This window comes from Pseudomonas sp. B21128 (assembly GCF_044218865.1).
In the GTDB taxonomy this organism is placed as follows: domain Bacteria; phylum Pseudomonadota; class Gammaproteobacteria; order Pseudomonadales; family Pseudomonadaceae; genus Aquipseudomonas; species Aquipseudomonas iridis.
Genome location: NZ_CP162590.1, coordinates 5,975,665 through 5,998,390, shown reverse-complemented (window position 1 = coordinate 5,998,390; position 22,726 = coordinate 5,975,665). Strand labels below are relative to the sequence as shown.

General features: G+C 59.7%; 19 protein-coding genes. 15 read left to right on the top strand and 4 right to left on the bottom strand.

The features are described 5' to 3' along the window. The first annotated feature begins 316 nt into the window (after positions 1-316). The 14 genes from AB4P91_RS27165 (at position 317) to AB4P91_RS27100 (ending at position 16,045) form a co-directional block, all read left to right on the top strand. Positions 317-1,939: a methyl-accepting chemotaxis protein gene (locus AB4P91_RS27165; protein WP_150594568.1), complete on the top strand. Its 1,623-nt coding sequence runs from the start codon at positions 317-319 to the stop codon at positions 1,937-1,939. Then, positions 1,939-2,475, top strand: a complete 537-nt coding sequence (locus AB4P91_RS27160; protein WP_150594567.1) for a chemotaxis protein CheW — start codon at positions 1,939-1,941, stop codon at positions 2,473-2,475. The genes AB4P91_RS27165 and AB4P91_RS27160 overlap by 1 nt, the downstream gene beginning before the upstream one ends. Beyond that, positions 2,472-3,743, top strand: a complete 1,272-nt coding sequence (locus AB4P91_RS27155) for a CheR family methyltransferase (RefSeq protein WP_150594566.1) — start codon at positions 2,472-2,474, stop codon at positions 3,741-3,743. Before AB4P91_RS27160 ends, AB4P91_RS27155 begins: the two co-directional genes overlap by 4 nt. Beyond that, complete coding sequence (locus AB4P91_RS27150) at positions 3,740-4,420, top strand: chemotaxis protein CheW (protein ID WP_150594565.1); 681 nt, start codon at positions 3,740-3,742, stop codon at positions 4,418-4,420. Before AB4P91_RS27155 ends, AB4P91_RS27150 begins: the two co-directional genes overlap by 4 nt. Further along, positions 4,417-6,699 carry a hybrid sensor histidine kinase/response regulator gene (locus tag AB4P91_RS27145; RefSeq protein WP_395604054.1) on the top strand — a complete coding sequence of 761 codons (2,283 nt, stop codon included), beginning with the start codon at positions 4,417-4,419 and terminating at the stop codon, positions 6,697-6,699. Before AB4P91_RS27150 ends, AB4P91_RS27145 begins: the two co-directional genes overlap by 4 nt. Continuing rightward, on the top strand, positions 6,696-7,706 hold the full coding sequence (locus AB4P91_RS27140) for a chemotaxis response regulator protein-glutamate methylesterase (protein WP_150594563.1): 1,011 nt from the start codon (positions 6,696-6,698) through the stop codon (positions 7,704-7,706). Before AB4P91_RS27145 ends, AB4P91_RS27140 begins: the two co-directional genes overlap by 4 nt. A gap of 48 nt (positions 7,707-7,754) precedes the next feature. After that, complete coding sequence (locus tag AB4P91_RS27135; protein ID WP_042560882.1) at positions 7,755-8,756, top strand: PleD family two-component system response regulator; 1,002 nt, start codon at positions 7,755-7,757, stop codon at positions 8,754-8,756. A gap of 335 nt (positions 8,757-9,091) precedes the next feature. After that, positions 9,092-10,187, top strand: a protein-coding gene (prfB, locus tag AB4P91_RS27130) for a peptide chain release factor 2 (protein WP_150594562.1) whose coding sequence is annotated in 2 segments (ribosomal slippage) — positions 9,092-9,163 and positions 9,165-10,187 — 1,095 coding nt in all. Because the reading frame shifts where the segments join, the coding sequence is not laid out codon by codon here. A 114-nt stretch (positions 10,188-10,301) separates the two neighbouring features. Continuing rightward, the gene (lysS, locus tag AB4P91_RS27125; protein WP_047299888.1) at positions 10,302-11,804 is read left to right on the top strand and encodes a lysine--tRNA ligase; all 1,503 of its coding nucleotides are present in this window, start codon (positions 10,302-10,304) and stop codon (positions 11,802-11,804) included. A 105-nt stretch (positions 11,805-11,909) separates the two neighbouring features. Beyond that, positions 11,910-12,623, top strand: coding sequence for a TetR/AcrR family transcriptional regulator (locus AB4P91_RS27120; protein WP_395605007.1), 714 nt, complete (start codon positions 11,910-11,912; stop codon positions 12,621-12,623). Positions 12,624-12,784: 161 nt separating this feature from the next. Continuing rightward, positions 12,785-13,339, top strand: a complete 555-nt coding sequence (locus tag AB4P91_RS27115) for a hypothetical protein (RefSeq protein ID WP_395604053.1) — start codon at positions 12,785-12,787, stop codon at positions 13,337-13,339. 33 nt (positions 13,340-13,372) lie between these two features. Continuing rightward, on the top strand, positions 13,373-14,650 hold the full coding sequence (locus tag AB4P91_RS27110) for a flavohemoglobin expression-modulating QEGLA motif protein (RefSeq protein WP_150594558.1): 1,278 nt from the start codon (positions 13,373-13,375) through the stop codon (positions 14,648-14,650). A 163-nt stretch (positions 14,651-14,813) separates the two neighbouring features. Then, on the top strand, positions 14,814-15,719 hold the full coding sequence (locus AB4P91_RS27105) for an alpha/beta hydrolase (RefSeq protein ID WP_042560876.1): 906 nt from the start codon (positions 14,814-14,816) through the stop codon (positions 15,717-15,719). Further along, a complete protein-coding gene (locus AB4P91_RS27100; protein WP_042560875.1) occupies positions 15,716-16,045 on the top strand; it encodes a hypothetical protein in 330 nt (109 codons plus the stop codon). The genes AB4P91_RS27105 and AB4P91_RS27100 overlap by 4 nt, the downstream gene beginning before the upstream one ends. 59 nt (positions 16,046-16,104) lie before the next feature. Here AB4P91_RS27100 and AB4P91_RS27095 read toward each other — a convergent pair whose 3' ends face one another. The 4 genes from AB4P91_RS27095 to AB4P91_RS27080 form a co-directional block, all read right to left on the bottom strand. Then, positions 16,105-17,538, bottom strand: coding sequence for a transposase (locus tag AB4P91_RS27095; RefSeq protein WP_150689002.1), 1,434 nt, complete (start codon positions 17,536-17,538; stop codon positions 16,105-16,107). A gap of 169 nt (positions 17,539-17,707) precedes the next feature. Further along, positions 17,708-18,496 (bottom strand): OmpA family protein, encoded by a 789-nt coding sequence (locus AB4P91_RS27090; protein WP_150594555.1) that lies wholly within the window; start codon positions 18,494-18,496, stop codon positions 17,708-17,710. Between the two features lie 55 nt (positions 18,497-18,551). Next, positions 18,552-18,956 (bottom strand): DUF4398 domain-containing protein, encoded by a 405-nt coding sequence (locus tag AB4P91_RS27085; RefSeq protein ID WP_042560872.1) that lies wholly within the window; start codon positions 18,954-18,956, stop codon positions 18,552-18,554. A 376-nt stretch (positions 18,957-19,332) separates the two neighbouring features. Continuing rightward, complete coding sequence (locus tag AB4P91_RS27080) at positions 19,333-19,677, bottom strand: pilin assembly protein (RefSeq protein ID WP_150594554.1); 345 nt, start codon at positions 19,675-19,677, stop codon at positions 19,333-19,335. Between the two features lie 212 nt (positions 19,678-19,889). Between AB4P91_RS27080 and ppc the strand changes: the two genes are divergently transcribed. After that, entirely contained in the window at positions 19,890-22,520 is a 2,631-nt protein-coding gene (ppc, locus tag AB4P91_RS27075; protein ID WP_150594553.1) for a phosphoenolpyruvate carboxylase, read from the top strand. Positions 22,521-22,726 lie beyond the last annotated feature (206 nt).

Genomic DNA, 22,726 nt, shown 5'->3' with positions numbered 1-22,726 from the left:
TTGGCTACAGGCCTCGAAAGGCATGGCCTGTAGGGCAATTGCCCCATGGAATATTACGATCAACTGCGCAACTTCTTGCGCAGTATGGCCAAGTGATGGCACTGCCCGGAAATGGCTGGTTTTGAACAAATGACCAATCCGGCGCCATTTTCTGCCGTTCCGTTCCTGGTCAGCCATCTTCCGGTTATTGGAAAGTCTCAAGCCAGCGCCTGCTGTGCTTAACGCCGACAGGTCAGGGGGTTAAAAAGCGTCTTATTAATGAAACACCGCCCTCGGCTATACTCCCCGCATTTCGACCTAGGCACGAGGAATCACTGTGAAGAACTGGACGTTGCGCCAACGCATTTTGGCGAGCTTTGCGGTGATTATCGCCATCATGCTGCTGATGGTCGTTGTCTCGTATTCACGACTGTTAAAGATCGAAGCCAGTGAAAACAGTGTGCGCGATGATGCAATCCCAGGCGTTTACTACAGCTCGATGATTCGCGGTGCCTGGGTCGACAGCTATTTGCAGACGCAAGAGCTGCTCGGGTTAAAGGGCGGGCAGGGGATTTCCAGCGAGGATGCGGCGGATTACAAAGCGTTCGAAATCCGCTTGCAGGAGCAGATGGCCAACTACCGCAAAACCATGGCCACTGACCAGGACCGTACCGAGTTCGCTGCGTTCGAGAAGTACCACGACGCCTATATGAAAATTCAGGATCAGGTGCTCGATCTGCACGGACGCAATCTGGAAGCCGATGCGCTCAAGCTGTTCAACGAAAAGCTGACCCCGGCGTGGTACAGCGGACGGATGAAGCTCAACGACATCATCGGCGAGAACAAAACCGTCGCCGATCAAGCCATGGCCAATATCGACGAGGCAGTAGCGGCTGCCAAGGTCAGCATGCTCATCTCGCTGCTGGTCGCCGTACTGGCGGCCGGTGCCTGCGGTTTGCTGTTGATGCGCGCGATCATGGCGCCGATGAACCGCATCGTGAAAATCCTCGAAATCATGCGGACCGGCGATTTGAGCGGCCGTTTGAATCTCGACCGCAAAGACGAATTCGGTGCGGTGGAGACCGGCTTCAACGACATGATGACGGAGCTGACCGCGTTGGTTTCTCAGGCCCAACGTTCGTCGGTGCAGGTGACCACGTCGGTGACCGAGATTGCCGCCACCTCCAAGCAACAACAAGCCACCGCCACCGAAACCGCTGCCACGACCACGGAAATCGGCGCAACGTCCCGTGAAATTGCCGCGACCTCGCGCGATCTGGTGCGCACCATGACTGAAGTGTCGACCGCTGCCGATCAGGCGTCGGTGGCCGCCGGTTCCGGTCAGCAGGGTCTGGCCCGCATGGAAGACACCATGCACTCGGTCATGGGCGCTGCTGATCTGGTCAACGCCAAACTGGCGATCCTCAATGAGAAGGCTGGCAACATCAATCAGGTGGTGGTGACCATCGTCAAGGTCGCTGATCAGACCAACCTGCTGTCGCTCAACGCCGCCATTGAAGCGGAGAAGGCCGGTGAATACGGTCGTGGTTTCGCCGTGGTCGCCACCGAAGTGCGACGTCTGGCGGATCAGACTGCTGTAGCGACTTATGACATCGAACAAATGGTCCGTGAGATCCAGTCGGCGGTGTCTGCCGGGGTGATGGGCATGGACAAGTTTTCCGAAGAGGTGCGCCGCGGCATGTCCGAGGTGCAGCAGGTCGGCGAGCAGCTGTCGCAGATCATCCATCAGGTGCAGGCGCTGGCGCCGCGGGTGTTGATGGTCAATGAAGGCATGCAGGCTCAGGCCACCGGCGCCGAGCAAATCAACCATGCGCTGGTGCAGTTGGGCGATGCCAGCAGCCAGACCGTCGAGTCGCTGCGTCAGGCCAGTTTCGCTATCGACGAACTGAGCCAGGTAGCCGTCGGGCTGCGCAGCGGCGTTTCGCGATTCAAAGTCTGATGAGCGAAATCATCGCCAAACGCAGCGCCGCGCAGATGGCGAAGCAGGCGTTGTTCCTGCTGTTTCGCATCGGCAGCGAGCGCTACGCGTTGCGCGCCACCGAAGTGGCAGAAGTGTTGCCACGCTTGCCATTGAAACCGATTGCCCACGCGCCGCAATGGGTTGCCGGGGTGTTCGCCTATCGCGGCGCGGTGGTACCGGTGATCGATCTCAGCGCGCTGACGTTTGGCCAACCCGCCGAGGCGCGGACCAGTACACGACTGGTGCTGGTTCACTACCGTGCGGATGAAGATCAACCGGGGCAATGGCTTGGGCTGATTCTTGAACAGGCCACCGACACCTTGCGTTGCGATCCAGAAGATTTTCAGCCCTACGGCCTCGACAACCGTGAAGCGCCGTACCTCGGCCCGGTGCGTGAAGATGCGCAGGGGCTGGTGCAGTGGGTGAGGGTCGATGACTTGCTCGATGACGCCGTGCGCACGTTGCTGTTTCCCTCGCCGCCGCCTGATCCGGCGCAACTTGAGGCGCAGTCATGAGTAGCGATCAGCGTTTTTTCGACTTCCTCAAGGAGCGGATTGGCCTCGATGTCACCTCGGTGGGCCCGGCGATCATTGAGCGCGCGGTGCGCCAGCGCACGACGCTTTCGCAAGCGGCGCACGCCGACGAGTACTGGCAACTGCTGCAAGGTTCGCGGGACGAGCAACAGGCACTGATCGAGGCGGTGATCGTTCCCGAAACCTGGTTTTTCCGTTATCCGGAATCCTTCGCCACACTCGGCAAACTCGCGCGCCAGCGTCTCGCCGAGCTGAACAACATGCGCGCGTTGCGCATTCTCAGCCTGCCGTGCTCTACCGGCGAAGAACCTTATTCGATTGCCATGGCGTTGCTCGATGCCGGGCTTAAACCGCATCAGTTCAAGGTTGACGGCATGGACGTCAGCCCGCTGTCGGTGGAAAAGGCGCGGCGGGCGCTGTACGGCAAGAACTCGTTTCGCGGGCAGGATCTGGACTATCGTGACCGTCACTTCAGCGCTGAGCAGGATGGTCATCGCGTCAACGAAACCGTACGCGAGCAAGTGCGCTTGCAGGTCGGCAATGTGCTCGATCCGACGCTGTTGGCCACCGAGCCAGCCTTCGATTTCGTGTTCTGTCGCAACTTGCTGATCTATTTCGATCAGCCGACCCAGCAGCAAGTTTTCGAAGTGCTCAAGCGCCTGACCCACATCGACGGCGTGCTGTTTATCGGTCCGGCCGAAGGCAGCTTGCTAGGGCGTCTGGGCATGCGCTCGATTGGCATTGCGCAGTCGTTTGCGTTCAGTCGCCACAGTCATCCACAGCCGGAACCGGTGCCGGTTTCCAGGCCGGTTTCGTTACCGGTCAGCCAGCCGATACGCAGCACGCCGCCACCGCCGGTGCGCAATCGACCGTTTGCCGCGGTGACACCGCTGCCAGTGACGAGCAAAAGCGCGAATCCGGATGCCGCCACCTTGTTGGCGAACATCGCCGCGCTGGCCAACGAAGGCAAAAGCGCCGAGGCCCGCGCCGCCTGCGATCAATACCTGCGCAGCCATGAACCCGTGGCGCAGGTGTTCTATTGGCTTGGGCTGCTCAGCGATGTCGCCGGCCTGACGCTCGAAGCCCAGGGGTTCTATCGCAAAGCCTTGTACCTCGAACCGCAACATCCCGAAGCGTTGATGCACCTGGCTGCACTGTTGCAGGCTCAGGGCGACAGCGTCGGTGCCAGACGATTGCAGGAGCGCGCCGCACGCAGCGGACGCACCGCCGACAGTGAGCGAAAACGATGATCGCCGACACCTTGAACGTCACCCACGAAGACGCCCGGGACATCGATGATTGCTGGAATCGCATCGGCATCCACGGTGACAAGTCGTGCCCGTTGCTGGAAGAACACATTCATTGCCGCAATTGCTCGGTGTATTCCGCTGCCGCCACACGCCTGCTCGACCGTTATGCCTTGCAGCAGGACGAGCGCGACCCGGTGGCGGCGGTGGTCGAAACCGACCTGAAGACCCGATCGCTGCTGATGTTCCGTCTTGGTGAAGAGTGGCTGGGACTGGCCACGCGCAGCCTCGTCGAGGTGGCGCCGATGCAGGCGATTCACTCGCTGCCGCATCAGCGTTCGCGGGCCTTGCTCGGTGTGGCGAATGTGCGCGGCGCACTGGTAGCCTGCTTGTCGCTGGTCGAATTGCTGGATCTGGATGGCAACGCGGCACCGGCAGCCGGCGCGAGGATCATGCCGCGCATGCTGATCATCGCCGCCGATGGCGGGCCGGTGGTCGTGCCGGTGGATGAGGTCGACGGCATTCATGCCATTGACGAGCGAATTCTTGAGGCCGCCTCGCAGTCCGGTACTCAAGCCAGTGCCAAATTCACCCGTGGCGTGCTGCAATTGCGGGGTCGCAGCCTGCGTTGGTTGAATGAAGAACAGCTGTTGTCCGCCGTGACCCGGAGCCTCACATGACCCCCGAGCAAATGCGCGACGCCTCGCTGCTTGAGCTGTTCAGCCTTGAAGCCGAAGCCCAGACCCAGGTCCTCAGCGCAGGGCTGTTGGCGCTGGAGCGCAACCCGACCCAGGCCGATCACCTCGAGTCATGCATGCGCGCGGCGCACTCGCTCAAAGGTGCGGCGCGGATCGTCGGCGTCGACAGCGGCGTCAGCGTTGCCCATGTGATGGAAGATTGTCTGGTCAGCGCCCAAGAGGGGCGGTTACTGCTGCGCCCGGAACACATCGACGCGTTATTGCAGGGCACCGATTTGCTGATGCGTATTGCGACGCCAGCGAGTGCGCCGCAACCGGCAGACATTGAGGCGTATGTGGCGTTGATGGGGCAACTGCTTGACCCGTCGGCCGCGCCGATTCCGGTCACCGCCCCCGTCATGGCCGAGTTGCAACTTCAAGCGCCTTCGCCAGTTGAACCAGCGCCTTCCATGGAAGCCTTGGTCGAAACATCCGAACCCGTACCCCGCAAAGACAGGCGGACCGCTGAGGGCGGCGAGCGCGTATTGCGTGTCACTGCCGAGCGCCTGAACAGCCTGCTCGATCTGTCGAGCAAATCACTGGTGGAAACCCAGCGCCTCAAACCGCATCTTGCCACCCTGCAGCGTCTCAAGCGCATGCAGAACAATGGCCTGCGCGCGCTGGAAAATCTCAATGTCCATCTCAAGGGGCATGCCCTCAGCCTTGAGGCGCTGGAAGCGTTGGAGGATGCGCGGCGCTTGCTCTCCGAGTCGCAACAGCTGCTGGCCGAGAAGAACGCCGAGCTCGATGAGTTTGCCTGGCAAGCCAGCCAGCGCGCACAAGTGCTCTACGACACGGCACTGGCCTGTCGCATGCGCCCCTTTGCTGACGTGCTCAGCGGTCAGGCGCGTATGGTGCGTGATCTGGGCCGCAGCCTCGGCAAGCAGGTGCGACTGGAAATAGAAGGCGAGAAAACCCAGGTCGACCGCGATGTGCTGGAAAAACTCGAAGCACCGCTTACCCATCTGCTGCGCAACGCGGTCGACCATGGCATCGAAACCCCGGAACAGCGCTTGCTCAAGGGCAAACCCGAGGAAGGCCTGATCCGCCTGCGCGCCTCGCATCAGGCTGGGTTGCTGGTGCTGGAGTTGAGCGATGACGGCAACGGCGTCGATCTGGAGAACGTCCGCCGCAGCATTGTCGCGCGTCAATTGTCCCCGGCCGAAACAGCGGCGCAGTTGAGTGAAGAGGAGCTGCTGACGTTCCTGTTCCTGCCCGGTTTCAGCCTGCGCGACACGGTAACCGAAGTGTCCGGCCGTGGTGTCGGCTTAGATGCCGTTCAGCACATGGTGCGCCAGTTGCGGGGCGCGGTGGAGCTGGAGCAGACGGCGGGCGAGGGCAGCCGTTTTCATCTGGAAGTGCCGCTGACCCTTTCGGTGGTCCGCAGTCTGGTGGTGGAGGTCGGTGAAGAAGCGTACGCGTTTCCGCTGGCGCACATTGAACGCATGTGCGACCTGGAGCGCGATGACATCGTTCAGGTCGAAGGTCGTCAGCATTTCTGGCACGAAGGCCGGCACGTCGGGTTGGTCGCTGCCAGTCAGTTGCTGAACCGCCCGGCCAGCCAGAACACCAGCGAAACCCTGAAGGTCGTGGTGATTCGTGAGCGCGATGCCATTTACGGTGTGGCGGTCGAACGCTTCGTGGGCGAGCGCACGTTGGTTGTACTGCCACTGGACGAGCGTCTGGGCAAAATCCAGGACATCTCCGCCGGCGCCTTGCTCGATGACGGTTCGGTGGTGCTGATCGTCGATGTCGAAGACATGCTGCGTTCGGTCGACAAACTGCTCAATACCGGTCGCCTGGAGCGCATCGCCCGCCATGGCAATCAAACCGCAGAAGCCGCGCGCAAGCGGGTGCTGGTGGTCGACGACTCGCTGACCGTGCGCGAACTGCAACGCAAGCTGCTGCTCAATCGCGGCTACGACGTGGCGGTGGCGGTGGACGGCATGGACGGTTGGAACGCGCTGCGTTCGGAGGATTTCGATTTGCTGATTACCGACATCGACATGCCACGCATGGACGGAATCGAACTGGTGACCTTGTTGCGCCGCGACAACCGTTTGCAATCACTGCCGGTGATGGTCGTTTCGTACAAGGATCGCGAAGAGGATCGCCGCCGTGGACTGGACGCCGGCGCCGACTATTATTTAGCCAAAGCCAGTTTTCATGACGATGCCCTGCTTGATGCAGTGGTCGAGCTCATCGGAGGAGCACGGGCATGAAAATCGCAATCGTCAACGACATGCCAATGGCGGTGGAGGCCTTGCGCCGGGCACTGGCCTTCGAGCCGGCGCATCAGGTGGTCTGGGTCGCCTACAACGGCGCCGAGGCGGTGCGCCTCTGCGCGGAAAATACGCCGGATCTGATCCTGATGGACTTGATCATGCCGGTGATGGACGGCGTCGAAGCCACCCGGCGGATCATGGCCGAGACACCGTGTGCCATCGTCATTGTGACGGTCGATCGCCAGCAGAACGTACACCGGGTCTTCGAAGCGATGGGGCATGGCGCGCTGGATGTGGTCGATACGCCCGCCATTGGCGCAGGCAATGCGCAGGAAGCGGCGGCACCGTTGCTGCGCAAGATCCTCAACATCGGCTGGCTGATCGGCGAGAAAACCCCGCGCGCGCGTCCGGCGCCAATGCCCCAGCGCAGTTCGGGCTCGCCCCAGCGGCTGGTTGCGATCGGCTCGTCTGCTGGCGGGCCGGCGGCGCTGGAGGTCTTGCTCAAGGGGTTGCCGCGCAATTTTTCCGCGGCCATCGTGCTGGTGCAGCACGTTGATCAGGTGTTCGCTGCGGGCATGGCCGAATGGCTCGCCAGCGCCAGTGGCCTGGACGTGCGTCTGGCGCGTGAAGGCGAACCGCCGCAGGCCGGCGTCGTGCTGCTGGCCGGCACCAACCACCATATTCGCTTATTGAAAAACGGTACGCTGGCGTACACCGCCGAGCCGGTCAACGAGATTTACCGACCTTCGATCGATGTGTTTTTCGAGAGCGTCGTCAGTTATTGGAATGGTGATGCGGTCGGGGTTTTATTGACCGGGATGGGGCGAGATGGCGCGCAAGGGCTTAAGCTCATGCGCCAACAGGGCTATTTGACCATCGCCCAGGATCAGCAAAGCAGTGCGGTGTATGGCATGCCCAAGGCTGCCGCGGCGATCGATGCCGCCGTCGAAGTTCGCCCACTGGAAAAGATAGCGCCACGATTGCTGGAGATTTTCCCGAAATGAACAGTTTTATCCGCAATCCTGGCCCCCGCGGTACTCAGGTGACAGCCCATGAATGACTTACAGATCGACGACATTAAAACCGACGAAAATGCCGCCATGGTGTTGTTGGTAGACGATCAGGCGATGATCGGCGAAGCCGTGCGCCGTGGGCTGTCGAACGAAGAAAACATCGACTTCCACTTCTGCTCCGACCCGCATCAAGCCATTGCGCAAGCGGTGCGGATCAAGCCGACGGTCATTCTCCAGGACCTGGTGATGCCTGGTCTTGACGGCCTGAGCCTGGTGCGCGAGTACCGCAATCACCCGGCGACCAAGGACATTCCGATCATTGTCCTGTCGACCAAGGAAGACCCGCTGATCAAGAGCGCGGCGTTCTCCGCGGGGGCCAACGATTATCTGGTGAAGCTGCCGGACACCATCGAACTGGTGGCGCGCATCCGCTATCACTCGCGCTCCTACATGACGTTGCTGCAACGGGACGCGGCGTACCGAGCGCTGCGCGTCAGTCAGCAGCAGCTGCTCGACACTAACCTGGTGCTGCAACGCCTGATGAACTCCGATGGCCTGACCGGGCTATCGAACCGCCGTCACTTCGACGAATACCTGGAGCTGGAATGGCGCCGCTCGTTGCGTGACCAGAGCCAGTTGTCGTTGCTGATGATCGACGTCGATTACTTCAAGTCCTATAACGACACGTTCGGCCATGTCGAAGGCGATGAAGCCTTGCGCAAGGTCGCCACGGCCATTCGCGATGCCAGTGCGCGACCGTCGGACTTGCCGGCGCGTTACGGTGGCGAGGAATTTGCGCTGGTGTTGCCGAATACTTCACCGGGCGGCGCACGGCTGGTGGCGGAAAAACTGCGCCAGACCGTGGCGTCATTGAAGATTCCACACATTGCGCCCAGTGAAGGGACGAGCCTGACGATCAGCATTGGTCTGGCGACCATGGTGCCGCAGGCGGGCAGCGATTGCCGATTGCTGATCTCGGCAGCGGATCGCGGGTTGTATCTGGCGAAGAACAACGGGCGTAATCAGGTCGGCATCGAGTAACGGCCTTCCCCTCACCCCAGCCCTCTACCAGAGGGAGAGGGGGCAGACCGAGGTGTCTTTGGTCCTACATCGACCTGAATGACCTTGGCGGTTATGGATCTATAAGCTTGGGGTTTATGGATTCGATAAAGTCATTTCAGGTCGGCGTAACTCTTGACCATCCCCCATTCAGTCCCCTCTCCCTCTGGGAGAGGGCTAGGGTGAGGGCAGGCAATCTCAACACCGACAGAAAACCTCATTCCATTCCCCATGAAGCCGCCAGACGGGCTGCCGTTACAGCCTGATTACGTTATACTCGCCGGCTTTCAAAAGTTCGCCAACGAGTGCTGCCCGCCATGGAAATCAACCCGATCCTGAACACCATCAAGGACCTGTCCGAGCGCTCCGAAACTATTCGGGGGTATCTTTGACTACGATCAAAAGCATGAGCGTCTGACTGAAGTCAATCGCGAGCTTGAAGATCCGAGTGTCTGGAACAAACCTGAATACGCCCAGGAGCTGGGCCGCGAGCGCTCTGCGCTGGCGCAAATCGTCGATACCCTCGACGAATTGAACGGCGGTCTGGCCGATTGCCGCGACCTGCTCGACATGGCTGTCGAAGAAAACGACGAAGGCGCAGTGGGCGATGTCGTCGCTGAACTGGCCCGTCTCGAGGCCAACCTGGCCAAGCTCGAATTCCGCCGCATGTTCAGCCACGAGATGGACCCGAACAACGCCTACCTGGACATCCAGGCCGGTTCCGGCGGCACCGAAGCCCAGGACTGGGCCAACATCCTGCTGCGCATGTACCTGCGCTGGGCTGACAAACGCGGTTTCGACGCGACCATCATGGAACTGTCCGCCGGTGAAGTCGCCGGGATCAAGGGCGCAACCGTGCACATCAAGGGTGAATACGCCTTTGGCTGGTTGCGGACCGAGATCGGCGTGCACCGTCTGGTGCGCAAGAGCCCGTTCGACTCAGGCAACCGTCGCCACACCTCGTTCTCCGCGGTTTTCGTCTCGCCAGAGATCGATGACAAAGTGGAAATCGAAATCAACCCGGCTGACCTGCGGATCGACACCTATCGTTCCTCGGGTGCCGGTGGTCAGCACGTAAACACCACCGACTCGGCCGTACGTATTACTCACGTACCGACCAACACCGTGGTCAGCTGCCAGAACGAGCGTTCCCAGCACGCCAACAAGGACACCGCCATGAAAATGCTGCGGGCCAAGTTGTACGAGCAGGAAATGCAGAAGCGCAACGCCGCTTCCCAGGCGCTGGAAGACACCAAGTCCGACATCGGCTGGGGTCACCAGATTCGCTCTTACGTGCTCGACGCGTCGCGAATCAAGGACCTGCGGACCAACATCGAACGCAGCGACTGCGACAAGGTGCTCGATGGCGACATCGACGAATACCTGGAAGCCAGCCTGAAATCGGGGCTGTAAAAGACGCAATACAGGATCGGCTGATTCAACGCGATCCCTGTAGGAGCCAGCCCTGCTGGCGATCCCCGGGCTGCAAGGCCCGGGGGCAACGAACCTGATGGAATATCTAAAGACATGAGCGACCAACAACTCGATCCGCAAGCCCTGCAACAGGAAGAAAACTCCCTGATCGCCCTGCGCAAGGAAAAGCTTGCTGCCGAGCGCGCCAAGGGCAATGCCTTCCCGAACGACTTCCGCCGCGACAACTACTGCGATGCGTTGCAGAAACAGTACGCGGACAAGACCAAGGAAGAGCTGGCGGAGGCTGCAATCCCGGTCAAGGTTGCCGGTCGCATCATGCTCAACCGTGGCTCGTTCATGGTGATCCAGGACATGACCGGTCGCATTCAGGTCTACGTCAACCGCAAGACCCTGTCCGAAGAAACCCTGGCAGCGGTGAAAACCTGGGACATGGGCGACATCATTGCTGCCGAAGGCACCCTGGCCCGTTCCGGCAAAGGCGACCTGTACGTTGAAATGACCACCGTGCGTCTGCTGACCAAGTCGCTGCGCCCGCTGCCGGACAAGCACCACGGCCTGACCGACACCGAACAACGCTACCGTCAGCGCTACGTTGACCTGATCGTCAATGAAGAAGTGCGCCAGACGTTCCGCGTACGTTCGCAAGTGATTGCGCACATCCGCAGCTTCCTGATGCAGCGCGACTTCCTCGAAGTCGAAACGCCAATGCTGCAAACCATTCCCGGCGGCGCTGCGGCCAAGCCGTTCGAAACCCACCACAACGCGCTGGACATGGAAATGTTCCTGCGTATCGCGCCTGAGTTGTACCTCAAGCGTCTGGTGGTTGGCGGTTTTGAGAAGGTTTTCGAGATCAACCGCAACTTCCGTAACGAAGGCGTCTCGACCCGTCACAACCCTGAGTTCACCATGTTGGAGTTCTACCAGGCTTACGCCGACTACGAAGACAACATGGACCTGACCGAAGAGTTGTTCCGTGAACTGGCGCAGCTGGTTCTGGGCAGCACCGACGTGCCTTACGGCGACAAGGTGTTCCACTTCGGCGAGCCGTTCGTGCGCCTGTCGGTGTTCGACTCGATCCTCAAGTACAACCCTGAGCTGACCGCCGATGATCTGAACGACATCGACAAGGCTCGCGCCATCGCCAAGAAGGCCGGCGCCAAGGTGCTGGGCTTCGAAGGTCTGGGCAAGCTGCAAGTGATGATTTTCGAAGAACTGGTCGAGCACAAGCTGGAGCAGCCGCACTTCATTACTCAGTACCCGTTCGAAGTGTCGCCGCTGGCGCGTCGCAATGACGACAACCCGAACGTCACCGACCGTTTCGAACTGTTCATCGGTGGCCGTGAAATCGCCAACGCCTATTCCGAGTTGAACGATGCCGAAGACCAGGCCGAACGCTTCATGGCGCAGGTGGCCGACAAGGACGCCGGCGACGACGAAGCCATGCACTACGACGCCGACTTCGTTCGCGCGCTGGAGTACGGCATGCCGCCAACGGCCGGTGAAGGTATCGGCATCGATCGCCTGGTGATGTTGCTGACCAACTCGCCATCGATTCGCGATGTGATCCTGTTCCCGCACATGCGACCGCAAGCGTAAACGTTTCAGTTAAAAAGCCGCCTAAAACAGGCGGCTTTTTATTGCCTGTCTGGTACAAATGTATCGTTTGGTTACTTTTCAAATAACAGAGGAATGCCTGTCGTGATGGTTGCAATCGCTCAAGAAGGTGCAGCGGGTATCGCCACTGCGGTCGCTGAAAGTGTTCAGTACCAGGGTCGCAAGGCCAGCCGACAGGGCAGTGAGCAGCGTCGTCAGGACATTCTCGACGCGGCAATGCGCATTGTCGTGCGTGATGGCGTGCGCGCCGTACGCCACCGTGCCGTGGCTGCCGAAGCGGCGGTGCCCCTCTCGGCCACCACTTATTACTTCAAGGACATCGATGACCTGCTCACCGATACCTTCGCCCAATACGTTGAACGCAGTGCCGAATACATGGCCAAGCTGTGGATCAACAATGAAGGGCTGCTGCGCGATATGGTCGTCAGCGGCGACGGCAGCCCCGAGTCGCGCTCGCAACTGGCCGATGATATTGCGCGGCTGATGGCCGATTACGTGCAACGTCAACTGGTCAACCGTCGCGAGCATTTGATGGCCGAGCAGGCATTCCGTCAGGAAGCGCTGCTCAACCCGCGCCTGGCGATTCTGGTGCGCTCGCATCAGCAGATTTTGTTGCAGGGCACCTGCCAGTTGTTTCAGGTATTGGGCTCGCGTGAACCGCAGCAAGATGCCAAGGTGTTGACGGCGATTATCGGACGGATGGAATATCAGGGCCTGCTCAACGACGCCGAGCCTTTGGCGGAGGGAGAGATGCTGGGGATTCTGACGCGGTATATGCATTTGGTGCTGGCGTCGGTCTGACCCTCAAGGGCAATCGCAATTCCTTGTGGGAGCGAGCTTGCTCGCGAAGACGGACTCACATTCAGCATTAATGCGGCCTGGTCCACCGCGTTCGCGAGCAAGCTCGCTCCCACAGGGGAATGTGGCGATCTTCAAGGCCGTGTGTTCATAGGGAGTATCGAATGAAAGCCTGGCGTGGCGTGCTGATCGCCTTGTCGTTCCTGCTGCTCAGTGGCTGTCTGGTGACGTTCAAGTCGCCGCTGTCCACCCGTGATCCGGCGCCCAAGGGCCTGCTGGGGAAGTGGACGAGCGTCAATGCCTGGGGCGAGCCGATGAACCTTGAGCTGACCCGTCTGGGCAATGACCGCTATCAGGCCGTCACCTATTTCAAAGCCAAGCCCCGCGAGCGCGAAGCCTATCCGTTCACCGTCTCGCACCGTGGCAATCGCTGGTACCTGTCGGCGAAAGTGCCGGCGCAGTTCGGCGGCCACTACACCATCGCCGGTTTTGAACTTACCGACAAACAGGAACTGGTGGTGTACAACCTCGATCTCGAGCAGATCAATCAGGCAATCCAACACCAAGCCCTCGACGGTCAGGCCTTCCAGACCGACGACGGTGATGGCGTGCTGGTCGACAGCAACCTCGACAAAGTCTTCGCTTACCTCGACGATCCGGCCAATTCCGATGTCTTTGTCGAAGCGGCGCGCTATCAGCGTCGGGCCGGCGGCAAATAATTCAGTACGTCACGTTTTTTACAGGAGTTTCGGGTGGACGATTACCAGCAGTCGATACGCATATTGTCCGATCGCATTGTGCTGGCGCAGACGCCGATCCGTGTTCTTGATGCGGTCAAGTGGGACGAAAGCATCCGCAAGGGCTTTCTCAAGGCCAAGGGCAAGGAAATGCCGGCGGTGGATCGCGACTACTACCTGAACCGGCCGCTGGCGTTCGATTCGAGCAAGGTCAAACTGGAATTCCAGAACATTGAGCGCGACATCACTCGCCAGCTCGGCCAGTTCAACCCGGTCGGGCAGATCATGCGGCGCATGTGCAAGGAATACCGCATGGTGGTGCGTATGCTCGAAGCGCGCGGCACCGAAGATTTCGGTCTGATCTCCCAAGAGTTGTACGGTGCTGCGTCCGACGCATTCCACGCCGGTGACCCGACCTTGGCCGACCTCGGCCTGATGATGTCTGACTATCTGAACAACATCGACGGCCGTGGCGACCTGAAGGACGAGCCGAAAACCCTCACCGCCAAGGACGCCGTGCACCTGCTGCAAACCCGCCTGAACAAAGTGTTCGGCGAGGCCGAGGAAACCATTCGCGTGTTCGAATCCGACGGCATCGTGGCCGACGCGGCGGCGGGCGCCGACTACATCAAGATCCGCACCGACGCGATGTTCAACGATCGCGACGTGCGTGCACTGGAAGTTCACGAGGGGCTGGTGCACGTCGGCACGACGCTCAATGGTTTGAACCAGCCGATCTGCACCTTTCTCTCCAAGGGCCCGCCGTCGTCAACGGTGACTCAGGAAGGCCTGGCGATCCTGATGGAAATCATCACCTTCGCCTCCTACCCGAGCCGTCTGCGCAAACTGACCAACCGTACTCGCGCCATTCACATGGTCGAGGAGGGTGCGGACTTCTTGCAGATCTTCGAGTTCTTCCGCGAGCAGGGCTTTGAAATGGCGGAAAGCTATGGCAACGCCAGTCGGGTTTTCCGTGGCTCGACGCCGACGGGTCTGCCATTCACCAAAGACTTGTCCTACCTCAAGGGCTTTATCATGGTTTACAACTACATTCAGTTGGCCGTGCGCAAGGGCAAGCTTGAGCAGATTCCGCTGTTGTTCTGCGGCAAGACCACCCTGGAAGACATGCGCACCTTGCGCCAATTGGTGGATGAGGGGCTGGTGGTGGCGCCGAAATATCTGCCGGACCAGTTCCGTGATTTGAATGCGTTGTCGGCGTGGATGTGCTTCTCCAACTTCCTCAACCATTTGAGTCTGGACCGGATCGAGGCGGACTATTCCAACATCCTCTAAACCTACACAACCCCCTGTGGGAGCTGGCTTGCCAGCGATGGCGGCGGGTCAGCCAACTCAATATTGACTGTTAGAATGCAATCGCTGGCAAGCCAGCTCCCACAGGGTTCAGGATTGCCACAATGATTGTGTTCCAACCCGAATATTCGCGAGGTTTCACCGGATGAGAATCCTCGGCATCTTCTGCCTGCTCCTGACCCTTGGTGGTTGCAGTTCACTGTTGTTCTACCCCGAGCCGGGCCAAATCTTCACCCCGGAAAAAGCCAGGCTCGAATACCGCACCGTCACCCTGACCACCGCCGACGGCCTCAAGTTGAACGCGTGGTGGCTGCCGGCCAAACCGGGTGTCGAGGTCAAAGGTACCGTTCTGCATCTGCATGGCAACGGTGGGAATCTGCCGATGCATTTGGGCGGGAGCTGGTGGTTGCCGAAAAATGGCTATCAAGTGTTGCTGGTGGACTATCGCGGCTATGGCTTGTCCGAGGGTGAACCGAGCCTGCCAGCGATTTATCAGGACATCGACGCCGCCTTCGCCTGGCTGGACAAGGCCCCCGAAATCAAAGGCAAGCCGCTGATTCTCCTCGGCCAGAGCCTCGGCGGCTCGATGGCCGTGCATTGGCTGGTACAGCATCCCGAGCGGCAGAAGCAACTCAAGGCTCTGGTACTCGACGGTGTGCCCGCCAGTTATCGCAGCGTTGGCCAATATGCCCTCAGCACTTCGTGGCTGACCTGGCCGTTTCAGGTGCCGCTGTCGTGGCTGGTGCCGGACGGTGACAGTGCGATCAATTCCATGCCGCAACTCAACGGCGTGCCGAAACTGATCTTCCATAGCATTGATGATCCGCTGGTGCCGCTATCCAATGGCATCCGTCTGTATCAAGCTGCGCCGCCTCCGCGCGTGTTGCAGTTGACGCGCGGCGGTCATGTACAGACCTTCGGCGACCCGGTCTGGCGTCAGGTGATGCTGCGCTATCTCGACGATCCCGAGCACTTCAACGGACTGCGCCGTCTCGGCGAAATCCCCAATTACCCGCAACCCCCGAATTCTGAAGATGAGAGTCCGCAATGAGTGAAGAACGTAACGCCATCCCGCTGATCATCACGGGTATCTGCAGCATCCTCGGCACCGTGGGCGCCCTGTGGTACTACGGCTACCTGCACTTCGCCAAGCCTGAAGATGCCTTGTTGCTCAGCGACTTCACCATGCTCAAGACCGTGCCGGGCGAAGACTACAAAGTATCGCTGGAGCCGGCGGCGCAGGTGGCCCAGTGCATCGATGGTGTGTTGGTAATGTTCGATACTGAACAGAAAGGGCTGAGCGGCGTGTTGATCAACAGCAAGAAGAGAGCCGTGCGCTGCATGGGCGAAGAAACTCCGCAGAAGCTGCAACCGTAAGCGAAGCGGTGAGTTGTACTCCCCTTTTTCATGTGTGAAATCGGGGAGTAGCCGATGTTTCAGGGCGAAATCACGAAGCTGCGATCGCTAATGGGGGACCCGCTGATGCCCATCTGTTGGCTTACCCATACTACGTGGCTGCCAGCCTCGAGATTTTCCAAGGTCGTGCTCCAGTGACCTTTAGCGTCGGCGCCAACGGAGAAGTTCCTCACATACGAGCCTCCCAATGCCCTGTACGCCCCTCCGATCCTGGCCCCGGGTCTGGCAGTACCAGAAACTACGGCAGGATTTTGAATGGCTGGCGCTCCCTGCGCAGGTGAAGTAATAACGGGGGCAGCTAACGCTGGCCACGCGCAACTCCCAGCCTCTCGATTTACCCCAATCGCAACGGTGGCTCCATCCAAGTTGGCACTGCATACCTCGATGGAAATTCCGGCGGGTTCATCCCTCAACATCTTCCCGGGTAGTAAAGACGGATCTGCTGTCGTCGCCGTCTCCGGAGTGCCGTCGAGTTGGGTATTCACGAGTGAGCCTGTCATCGTTGTGTACCTTACCCAGACCCCATTCACTTTATTATCACCGGGTGGGAAGTTATCGAACCGGGTCGGCTTACGATATTCCAGAGCAAGTTGAGCGGGCTGCAGGCCGTTACGATTGATCAAATAGAGTTGCGGCCCCTCTGCGCCAAGCACGCCCAGACGATAATGCCCGGTACGGTTGACAACGGCAGCTTGCGAGTCATCCAGCCAGCCCGAGTACCAGCGATTATTCGCAGGATAAAGTGTTCCCCCGCCCGAGACCGAATCGCCCAGGTCACCATATAGGATGGTCTGACATCCTGTTGGCGCGAGCACGGCATCACCGTTTTTCATGCATCGCTTGTATGTGGAACCATGCTGATATCCGAGGTTGTGCCCGAATTCATGTTTGAATACATGGGGGCCGCCTGCCTGGCCGTACACCCCCATAGTATTTCCGGGTACCCAGGCAGACGCGCTTCCTCCGCAATCAATAATGTTTATGAAATAGTCGAAATTGTTCCGATCTATTCCCAATGCGGATGCCGCTTTAACTGCCTCGGAGTGGGCCAGACTCAAAGGCAAGGGGGAACCCCTCTTACAGAGCTCGGGACGGCGGCCTGATGTGAACTCCACTACTTGGCCGCTAAGGTCCAGCTTGCCCCCTGAAGCTGCGTAGAGGTAAGAACGCAGCGAGTCAGGATCGTTGGATAGCGTGAATTTTTCATTCAGATCTTTTCTTACTCCGTCACCATCCTGCCAGTGGACGACGGTCACCAGCATTTTTTTATTACCTACTATGGGGCGTTGATTAACGCCCGGCGTTGGCAAGGGAATGTCATTAGGTATGGCGTCCCTGTCGTCATATTCAAAACTGCTTGCCGGCCTGGGATCAGAAGGCGATTCATTTAACTGAGTGCAACCTGATAAGGCTATCGCCGCCATCAGCGATGAAAGAGCTACGCGCACTTGCATGGTTATGTCCCTTGATACCCATGAGCCGGGTGTAGCCTTACTAGTATCTGATTCGTTTCAAACCGCCTACTGTCATATCTGACAGGTCCAGACGAGCGGTCGTACTGGGCGCACAAGCAAAAGCCCCGCCTGATCGCTCAGGCGGGGCTTTTGCGTTACAGCGTGAAGCTTAGTTCGAGCTGACAGCCGAACGTGGCATCACTGGCTGGTTGTCGTTGGAAATGGTCACTTCCACGCGACGGTTCATCGCACGGCCGGAAACACTGCCGTTCTCGGCAACCGGATATTCCTTGCCGTAACCCTGAGCGACGATGCGCGCTGGATCAACGCCCATTTTCACCAGTGCAGTGCGCACGGAGTTGGCGCGACGCTCGGACAGAGTCTGGTTATAGCTGGCGGTACCGGTGCTGTCGGTGTAACCCTCGACGATCACTTTGCGATCCGGGTTTTCCTGAAGGAACTGGGCCAGTTTATTGATGTTCACCAGACCGCTGGATTTCAGGTCAGCCTTGTTGGTGGCGAACAGCACATCACCGAAAGTGACCAGCGTACCGCGATCGGTCTGCTTGGCGTTGAGGCTGTCCTGCAGCTGTTTGATCTGTTGATCGCGAGCATCCAGACGCGCCTGAGCACGTTGGGCAGCGGCGTTCTTCAGATTGTTTTCAGCGGTACGCAGGGCGATGGTCTGCTTGGCCACTTCCACGCGCTGGTTGGTCAGGTAAGCCAGTTGATCGACCTTGGCAGCGTCTTGCTTGTCCAGGTAGGCCTTGTCGGCCTTGTCCAGGTATTCACTGGCGTCTTTGGTTTCCAGCGCCGCCACTTTGCTCGCCTGCGGGTTGGCTTGCAGACCGGCGTAGTTGGTGCGTGCGTTTTCCAGGTTCGGATTAGGCGGGGTGGAGCAGGCAGCCAAGGCAACGCTTGCGGCCAGAAGAGCGGGAATCATCAGTTGCTTACGCATAATTTGTCGTCCTTTCTATCGGTAAGAGTTTCAGCTTTGCGGTCGGGATGCGCGCTTACTTCACGGTGCGCTGACTTTCCTGACGCAGTTCCTGAACACCTTTCTGGGAATCCTTCACAGCCAGTTCAGCCTTGGCCGCCTGAGCTTTGCGTTCTGCTACGCGAGCATCCCACTCGGCTTGCTCGGACAGCGTGCGAGCTTCTTCGTACTTCTTGTCATGCATGGCGATTTCGGCTTGCTTGAGTTTGTCCTGCGCCTGCTTCATTTCAACGGCAGCGAACTCGGTACCACCGGCGCTGACGGCGCTGTTGACCGCGGATTGGGTCACAGCGTACTGCTCGGTCGGTGGATTACCGGCGCAACCGGCCAGTACGAAGCTGGTGCCGATTGCCAGGGCGGCCAGTTTCAGACCGCGCAGGTGGGTAAACGAGGTTTGGTTTTTCATGGTCTTCAACTCCATTAGGCATCTCCTGAATACATCTGAATCCATCCTGGTCGAGGAGCCTTAAGCGTCTTGTAACAGCGCGTTTTTGAAACGCTCGTTCCAGGCGTGGTTACAGGGTCCGACCGGCGGCAGTTTTCAAAAGTTCAGAAAAGATGGCCTATCGCCTAAATAATTATTGACCGCAGGGACAAGCCTTCAGGACGGGAACTTTGGCGGGGGGGAGTGGTACGCGCGGTTTGAGAAATGAGCGAAATGCGACACAGCATTGAAGGACAAGCACATTCCCTGTGGGAGGTAGGGGCCAGCGATGAGGTCATCAGATCCAGTATGTCCGGGACTGAACCTACGCCCTCGCTGGCAAGCCAACTCCCACAGGTTTTGTGTTGTTCCGTCAGTGTTTTTGCTTGTTTTCAGCAGACGACAAATCCTGCAGATATCGTCGCGACAGCGTCAGAAAACGAGGCGTTGGTCCGACGTCTTCATACAGCGGATCACCTTCCTCATCCGTGGCCACCACCGTTGAGCCTTTCACATACGGCAGGCTCGCTTCGAACTCTTCAAGGGCGGCGCCGATCAGTTCGCCGAGCAGTTCTTCGGGGTGGCGTTTGGGGTACATCTCGGCAATCGCTGCCAGACGCGCAGCGGCCTCGACGTCCAGATGAATCGTGTAGCCAGTGTCGGTCAGGCGACCCTTGGCGTTTTCTTCCCAATGCTGGGCGAGTTCACGGATTTTCATGATGACCTCATGTCGCACCTGCTGTAGCAGGCTTGGGTGAGTGTCCGGCGGGGCCGGCGGCAAGCCTTTATGCGGCTTACTGTTGAGACTAGCTTTCGGCCACAAGGTTTAAAGTCCCTTCGTCGCCTGCTTGTAAGAAGCGCCGTAGAGCGGCACTCTCTGCGTCATGCACTCGTTTCTAGGCCGCCCGGATTACCGCTGGAGAACTGCTGATGACCGATATTGATGCACGCTTGCGCGAGGATGTTCACCTGCTCGGAGAGCTGTTGGGCAATACCATTCGAGACCAGTACGGCGAGGAATTTCTCGACAAGATCGAGCAGATTCGCAAGGGCGCCAAGGCCGACCGCCGCGGCTCGATGGATGCAGAACTGAGCGCCAGCCTCAATCAATTGAGCGAAGACGAATTGCTCCCGGTGGCGCGGGCGTTCAACCAGTTTCTCAATCTGGCAAACATCGCCGAGCAGTATCAGTTGATCCATCGTCGCGAAGAGTCGCAGCCCGCGCCATTCGAATCCCGTGTCTTGCCGCAGTTGCTCGCGCGTTTGCGCAACGAAGGCCACAGCGCCGAATCCCTCGCCCGACAACTTGGGCGACTGGAAATCGAACTGGTGCTGACCGCCCACCCGACCGAAGTGGCGCGCCGCACGCTGATCCAGAAGTACGACGCCATCGCCGCGCAACTCGCCGCACAGGATCATCGCGACCTGACCAGTGCTGAACGCGAGCAGATTCACAACACCCTGCAACGGCTGATCGCCGAAGCCTGGCACACCGAAGAAATCCGCCGCACCCGCCCGACGCCGGTGGACGAAGCCAAGTGGGGGTTCGCAGTCATCGAACACTCGCTGTGGCAGGCGATTCCCAACCATATGCGCAAGGCCGATCAGGCACTGCATGCCGCGACAGGCCTGCGTTTGCCGCTGGAGGCTGCGCCGATTCGCTTTGCCTCGTGGATGGGCGGCGACCGTGACGGCAACCCGAATGTCACCGCTGCGGTGACCCGGGAAGTGTTGCTGCTGGCGCGCTGGATGGCCGCTGACTTGTACTTGCGCGATATCGATCATCTGGCTGCCGAGTTATCGATGCAGCAGGCCAGCGACGCACTCAAGGCCCAGGCGGGTGACAGCGCCGAACCGTATCGGGCGGTACTCAAGCAATTGCGCGAACGCCTGCGCTCAACGCGCAACTGGGCGCATGCAGCGCTGACCGCGCCGACGCCGGCGCCAGCGGATGTGCTGCAAAACAATCGTGATCTGCTTGGTCCGCTGGAGCTGTGTTTCAACTCGTTGCACGAATGCGGCATGGGCGTGATCGCCGACGGCCCATTGCTTGATTGTCTGCGCCGGGCGGTGACGTTCGGCTTGTTCCTGGTGCGCCTCGACGTGCGTCAGGACTCGACACGGCACAGTTCGGCAATGACAGAAATCACCGATTACCTGGGCCTTGGTCGCTACGAGGATTGGGATGAAGAACACCGCATTACCTTTTTGACCCACGAACTGAGCAATCGCCGACCGTTGCTGCCAGCGCATTTCAAACCGTCCGCCGACACCGCCGAAGTGCTCAACACCTGCAAGGAAATCGCCGCCGCGCCCGGCGCTTCGCTGGGCTCCTACGTGATCTCGATGGCGGGCGCTGCCTCCGACGTACTTGCGGTGCAGTTGCTGCTGAAAGAATCCGGCGTACTGCGGCCGATGCGTGTGGTGCCGTTGTTTGAAACCCTCGCCGACCTCGACAACGCCGGCCCGGTGATGGAGCGTCTGTTGCTGCTGCCGGGTTACCGCGCACGGTTGCAAGGTCCGCAGGAAGTGATGATCGGTTACTCCGATTCCGCCAAGGATGCGGGCACCACCGCAGCGGCGTGGGCGCAATACCGCGCGCAGGAGCGGCTGGTGGAGATCTGCCGCGAGCAGCAAGTCGAACTGCTGTTGTTTCATGGTCGTGGCGGCACTGTCGGCCGTGGCGGTGGTCCGGCACACGCGGCGATTCTGTCGCAGCCGCCGGGATCGGTAGCGGGGCGGTTCCGCACCACCGAGCAGGGAGAAATGATTCGTTTCAAATTCGGCCTGCCGGACATCGCCGAGCAAAACCTCAATCTGTACCTGGCGGCGGTGCTCGAAGCGACGCTGTTGCCACCGCCGCCGCCAACACCGGAATGGCGCCACTTGATGGACGAATTGGCCGCTGATGGTGTCAGCGCCTATCGCCAGGTCGTGCGGGAAAATCCGCAATTCGTCGAGTATTTCCGCCAGTCCACTCCGGAGCAGGAACTGGGGCGCTTGCCATTGGGCAGTCGTCCGGCCAAGCGCCGCGCGGGTGGGATCGAGAGTTTGCGGGCGATCCCGTGGATCTTCGGCTGGACGCAAACACGGCTGATGCTGCCAGCCTGGCTCGGCTGGGAATCGGCGCTGAGCAAGGCGCTGGAGCGCGGCGAAGGCGAATTGCTCGGGCAGATGCGCGAACAGTGGCCGTTCTTCCGCACGCGCATCGACATGCTGGAAATGGTTCTGGCCAAGGCTGACGCCGATATTGCGCTGTCCTACGACCAGCGTCTGGTCGAGCCGGACTTGCTGCCGTTGGGCGCGCAGTTACGCGACCTATTGTCGCAGGCATGCGCAGTCGTGCTTGGGCTGACTGGGCAGTCGCAGCTGTTGGCACACAGCCCGGACACCCTGGAATTCATCCGCCTGCGCAACACCTACCTCGACCCGCTTCATCTATTGCAGGCCGAGTTGCTCGCCCGTTCCCGACGACAGAATGTCGAGCAAGGCAGCCCTGTGGAGCAGGCGCTGCTGGTGTCTGTGGCGGGGATTGCCGCCGGTTTGCGTAATACCGGCTAAGGTTTTTCCGGCGGGGCAGGGCACCCGGTGCATGCGTCGGGTGCTGCTGAATATTTTCAGGAAATGTTTCGCCAAGCGACAGTTAATGATGGGGTTGCGACTTGGGTCACCGCGTCCCGAAGTCGCGGCGGGCGTCGGTTTCTCCGACTTTTGGCGTCTTGTGTGGGCGCAGCCTGCTGTGTATCTTGATCAGCCTTTGGCCGTTT

What these genes read in the sequence shown, in the direction of transcription:
- AB4P91_RS27155 (WP_150594566.1), top strand. Translation starts at nt 2,472, where the DNA reads ATGAGTAGCGATCAGCGTTTTTTCGACTTCCTCAAGGAGCGGATTGGC.
- AB4P91_RS27095 (WP_150689002.1), bottom strand. Translation starts at nt 17,538, where the DNA reads ATGCAAGTGCGCGTAGCTCTTTCATCGCTGATGGCGGCGATAGCCTTA.
- AB4P91_RS27140 (WP_150594563.1), top strand. Translation starts at nt 6,696, where the DNA reads ATGAAAATCGCAATCGTCAACGACATGCCAATGGCGGTGGAGGCCTTG.
- AB4P91_RS27150 (WP_150594565.1), top strand. Translation starts at nt 3,740, where the DNA reads ATGATCGCCGACACCTTGAACGTCACCCACGAAGACGCCCGGGACATC.
- ppc (WP_150594553.1), top strand. Translation starts at nt 19,890, where the DNA reads ATGACCGATATTGATGCACGCTTGCGCGAGGATGTTCACCTGCTCGGA.
- AB4P91_RS27090 (WP_150594555.1), bottom strand. Translation starts at nt 18,496, where the DNA reads ATGCGTAAGCAACTGATGATTCCCGCTCTTCTGGCCGCAAGCGTTGCC.
- AB4P91_RS27120 (WP_395605007.1), top strand. Translation starts at nt 11,910, where the DNA reads ATGGTTGCAATCGCTCAAGAAGGTGCAGCGGGTATCGCCACTGCGGTC.
- AB4P91_RS27135 (WP_042560882.1), top strand. Translation starts at nt 7,755, where the DNA reads ATGAATGACTTACAGATCGACGACATTAAAACCGACGAAAATGCCGCC.
- AB4P91_RS27115 (WP_395604053.1), top strand. Translation starts at nt 12,785, where the DNA reads ATGAAAGCCTGGCGTGGCGTGCTGATCGCCTTGTCGTTCCTGCTGCTC.
- AB4P91_RS27145 (WP_395604054.1), top strand. Translation starts at nt 4,417, where the DNA reads ATGACCCCCGAGCAAATGCGCGACGCCTCGCTGCTTGAGCTGTTCAGC.
- AB4P91_RS27080 (WP_150594554.1), bottom strand. Translation starts at nt 19,677, where the DNA reads ATGAAAATCCGTGAACTCGCCCAGCATTGGGAAGAAAACGCCAAGGGT.
- AB4P91_RS27100 (WP_042560875.1), top strand. Translation starts at nt 15,716, where the DNA reads ATGAGTGAAGAACGTAACGCCATCCCGCTGATCATCACGGGTATCTGC.
- AB4P91_RS27085 (WP_042560872.1), bottom strand. Translation starts at nt 18,956, where the DNA reads ATGGAGTTGAAGACCATGAAAAACCAAACCTCGTTTACCCACCTGCGC.
- lysS (WP_047299888.1), top strand. Translation starts at nt 10,302, where the DNA reads ATGAGCGACCAACAACTCGATCCGCAAGCCCTGCAACAGGAAGAAAAC.
- AB4P91_RS27105 (WP_042560876.1), top strand. Translation starts at nt 14,814, where the DNA reads ATGAGAATCCTCGGCATCTTCTGCCTGCTCCTGACCCTTGGTGGTTGC.
- AB4P91_RS27160 (WP_150594567.1), top strand. Translation starts at nt 1,939, where the DNA reads ATGAGCGAAATCATCGCCAAACGCAGCGCCGCGCAGATGGCGAAGCAG.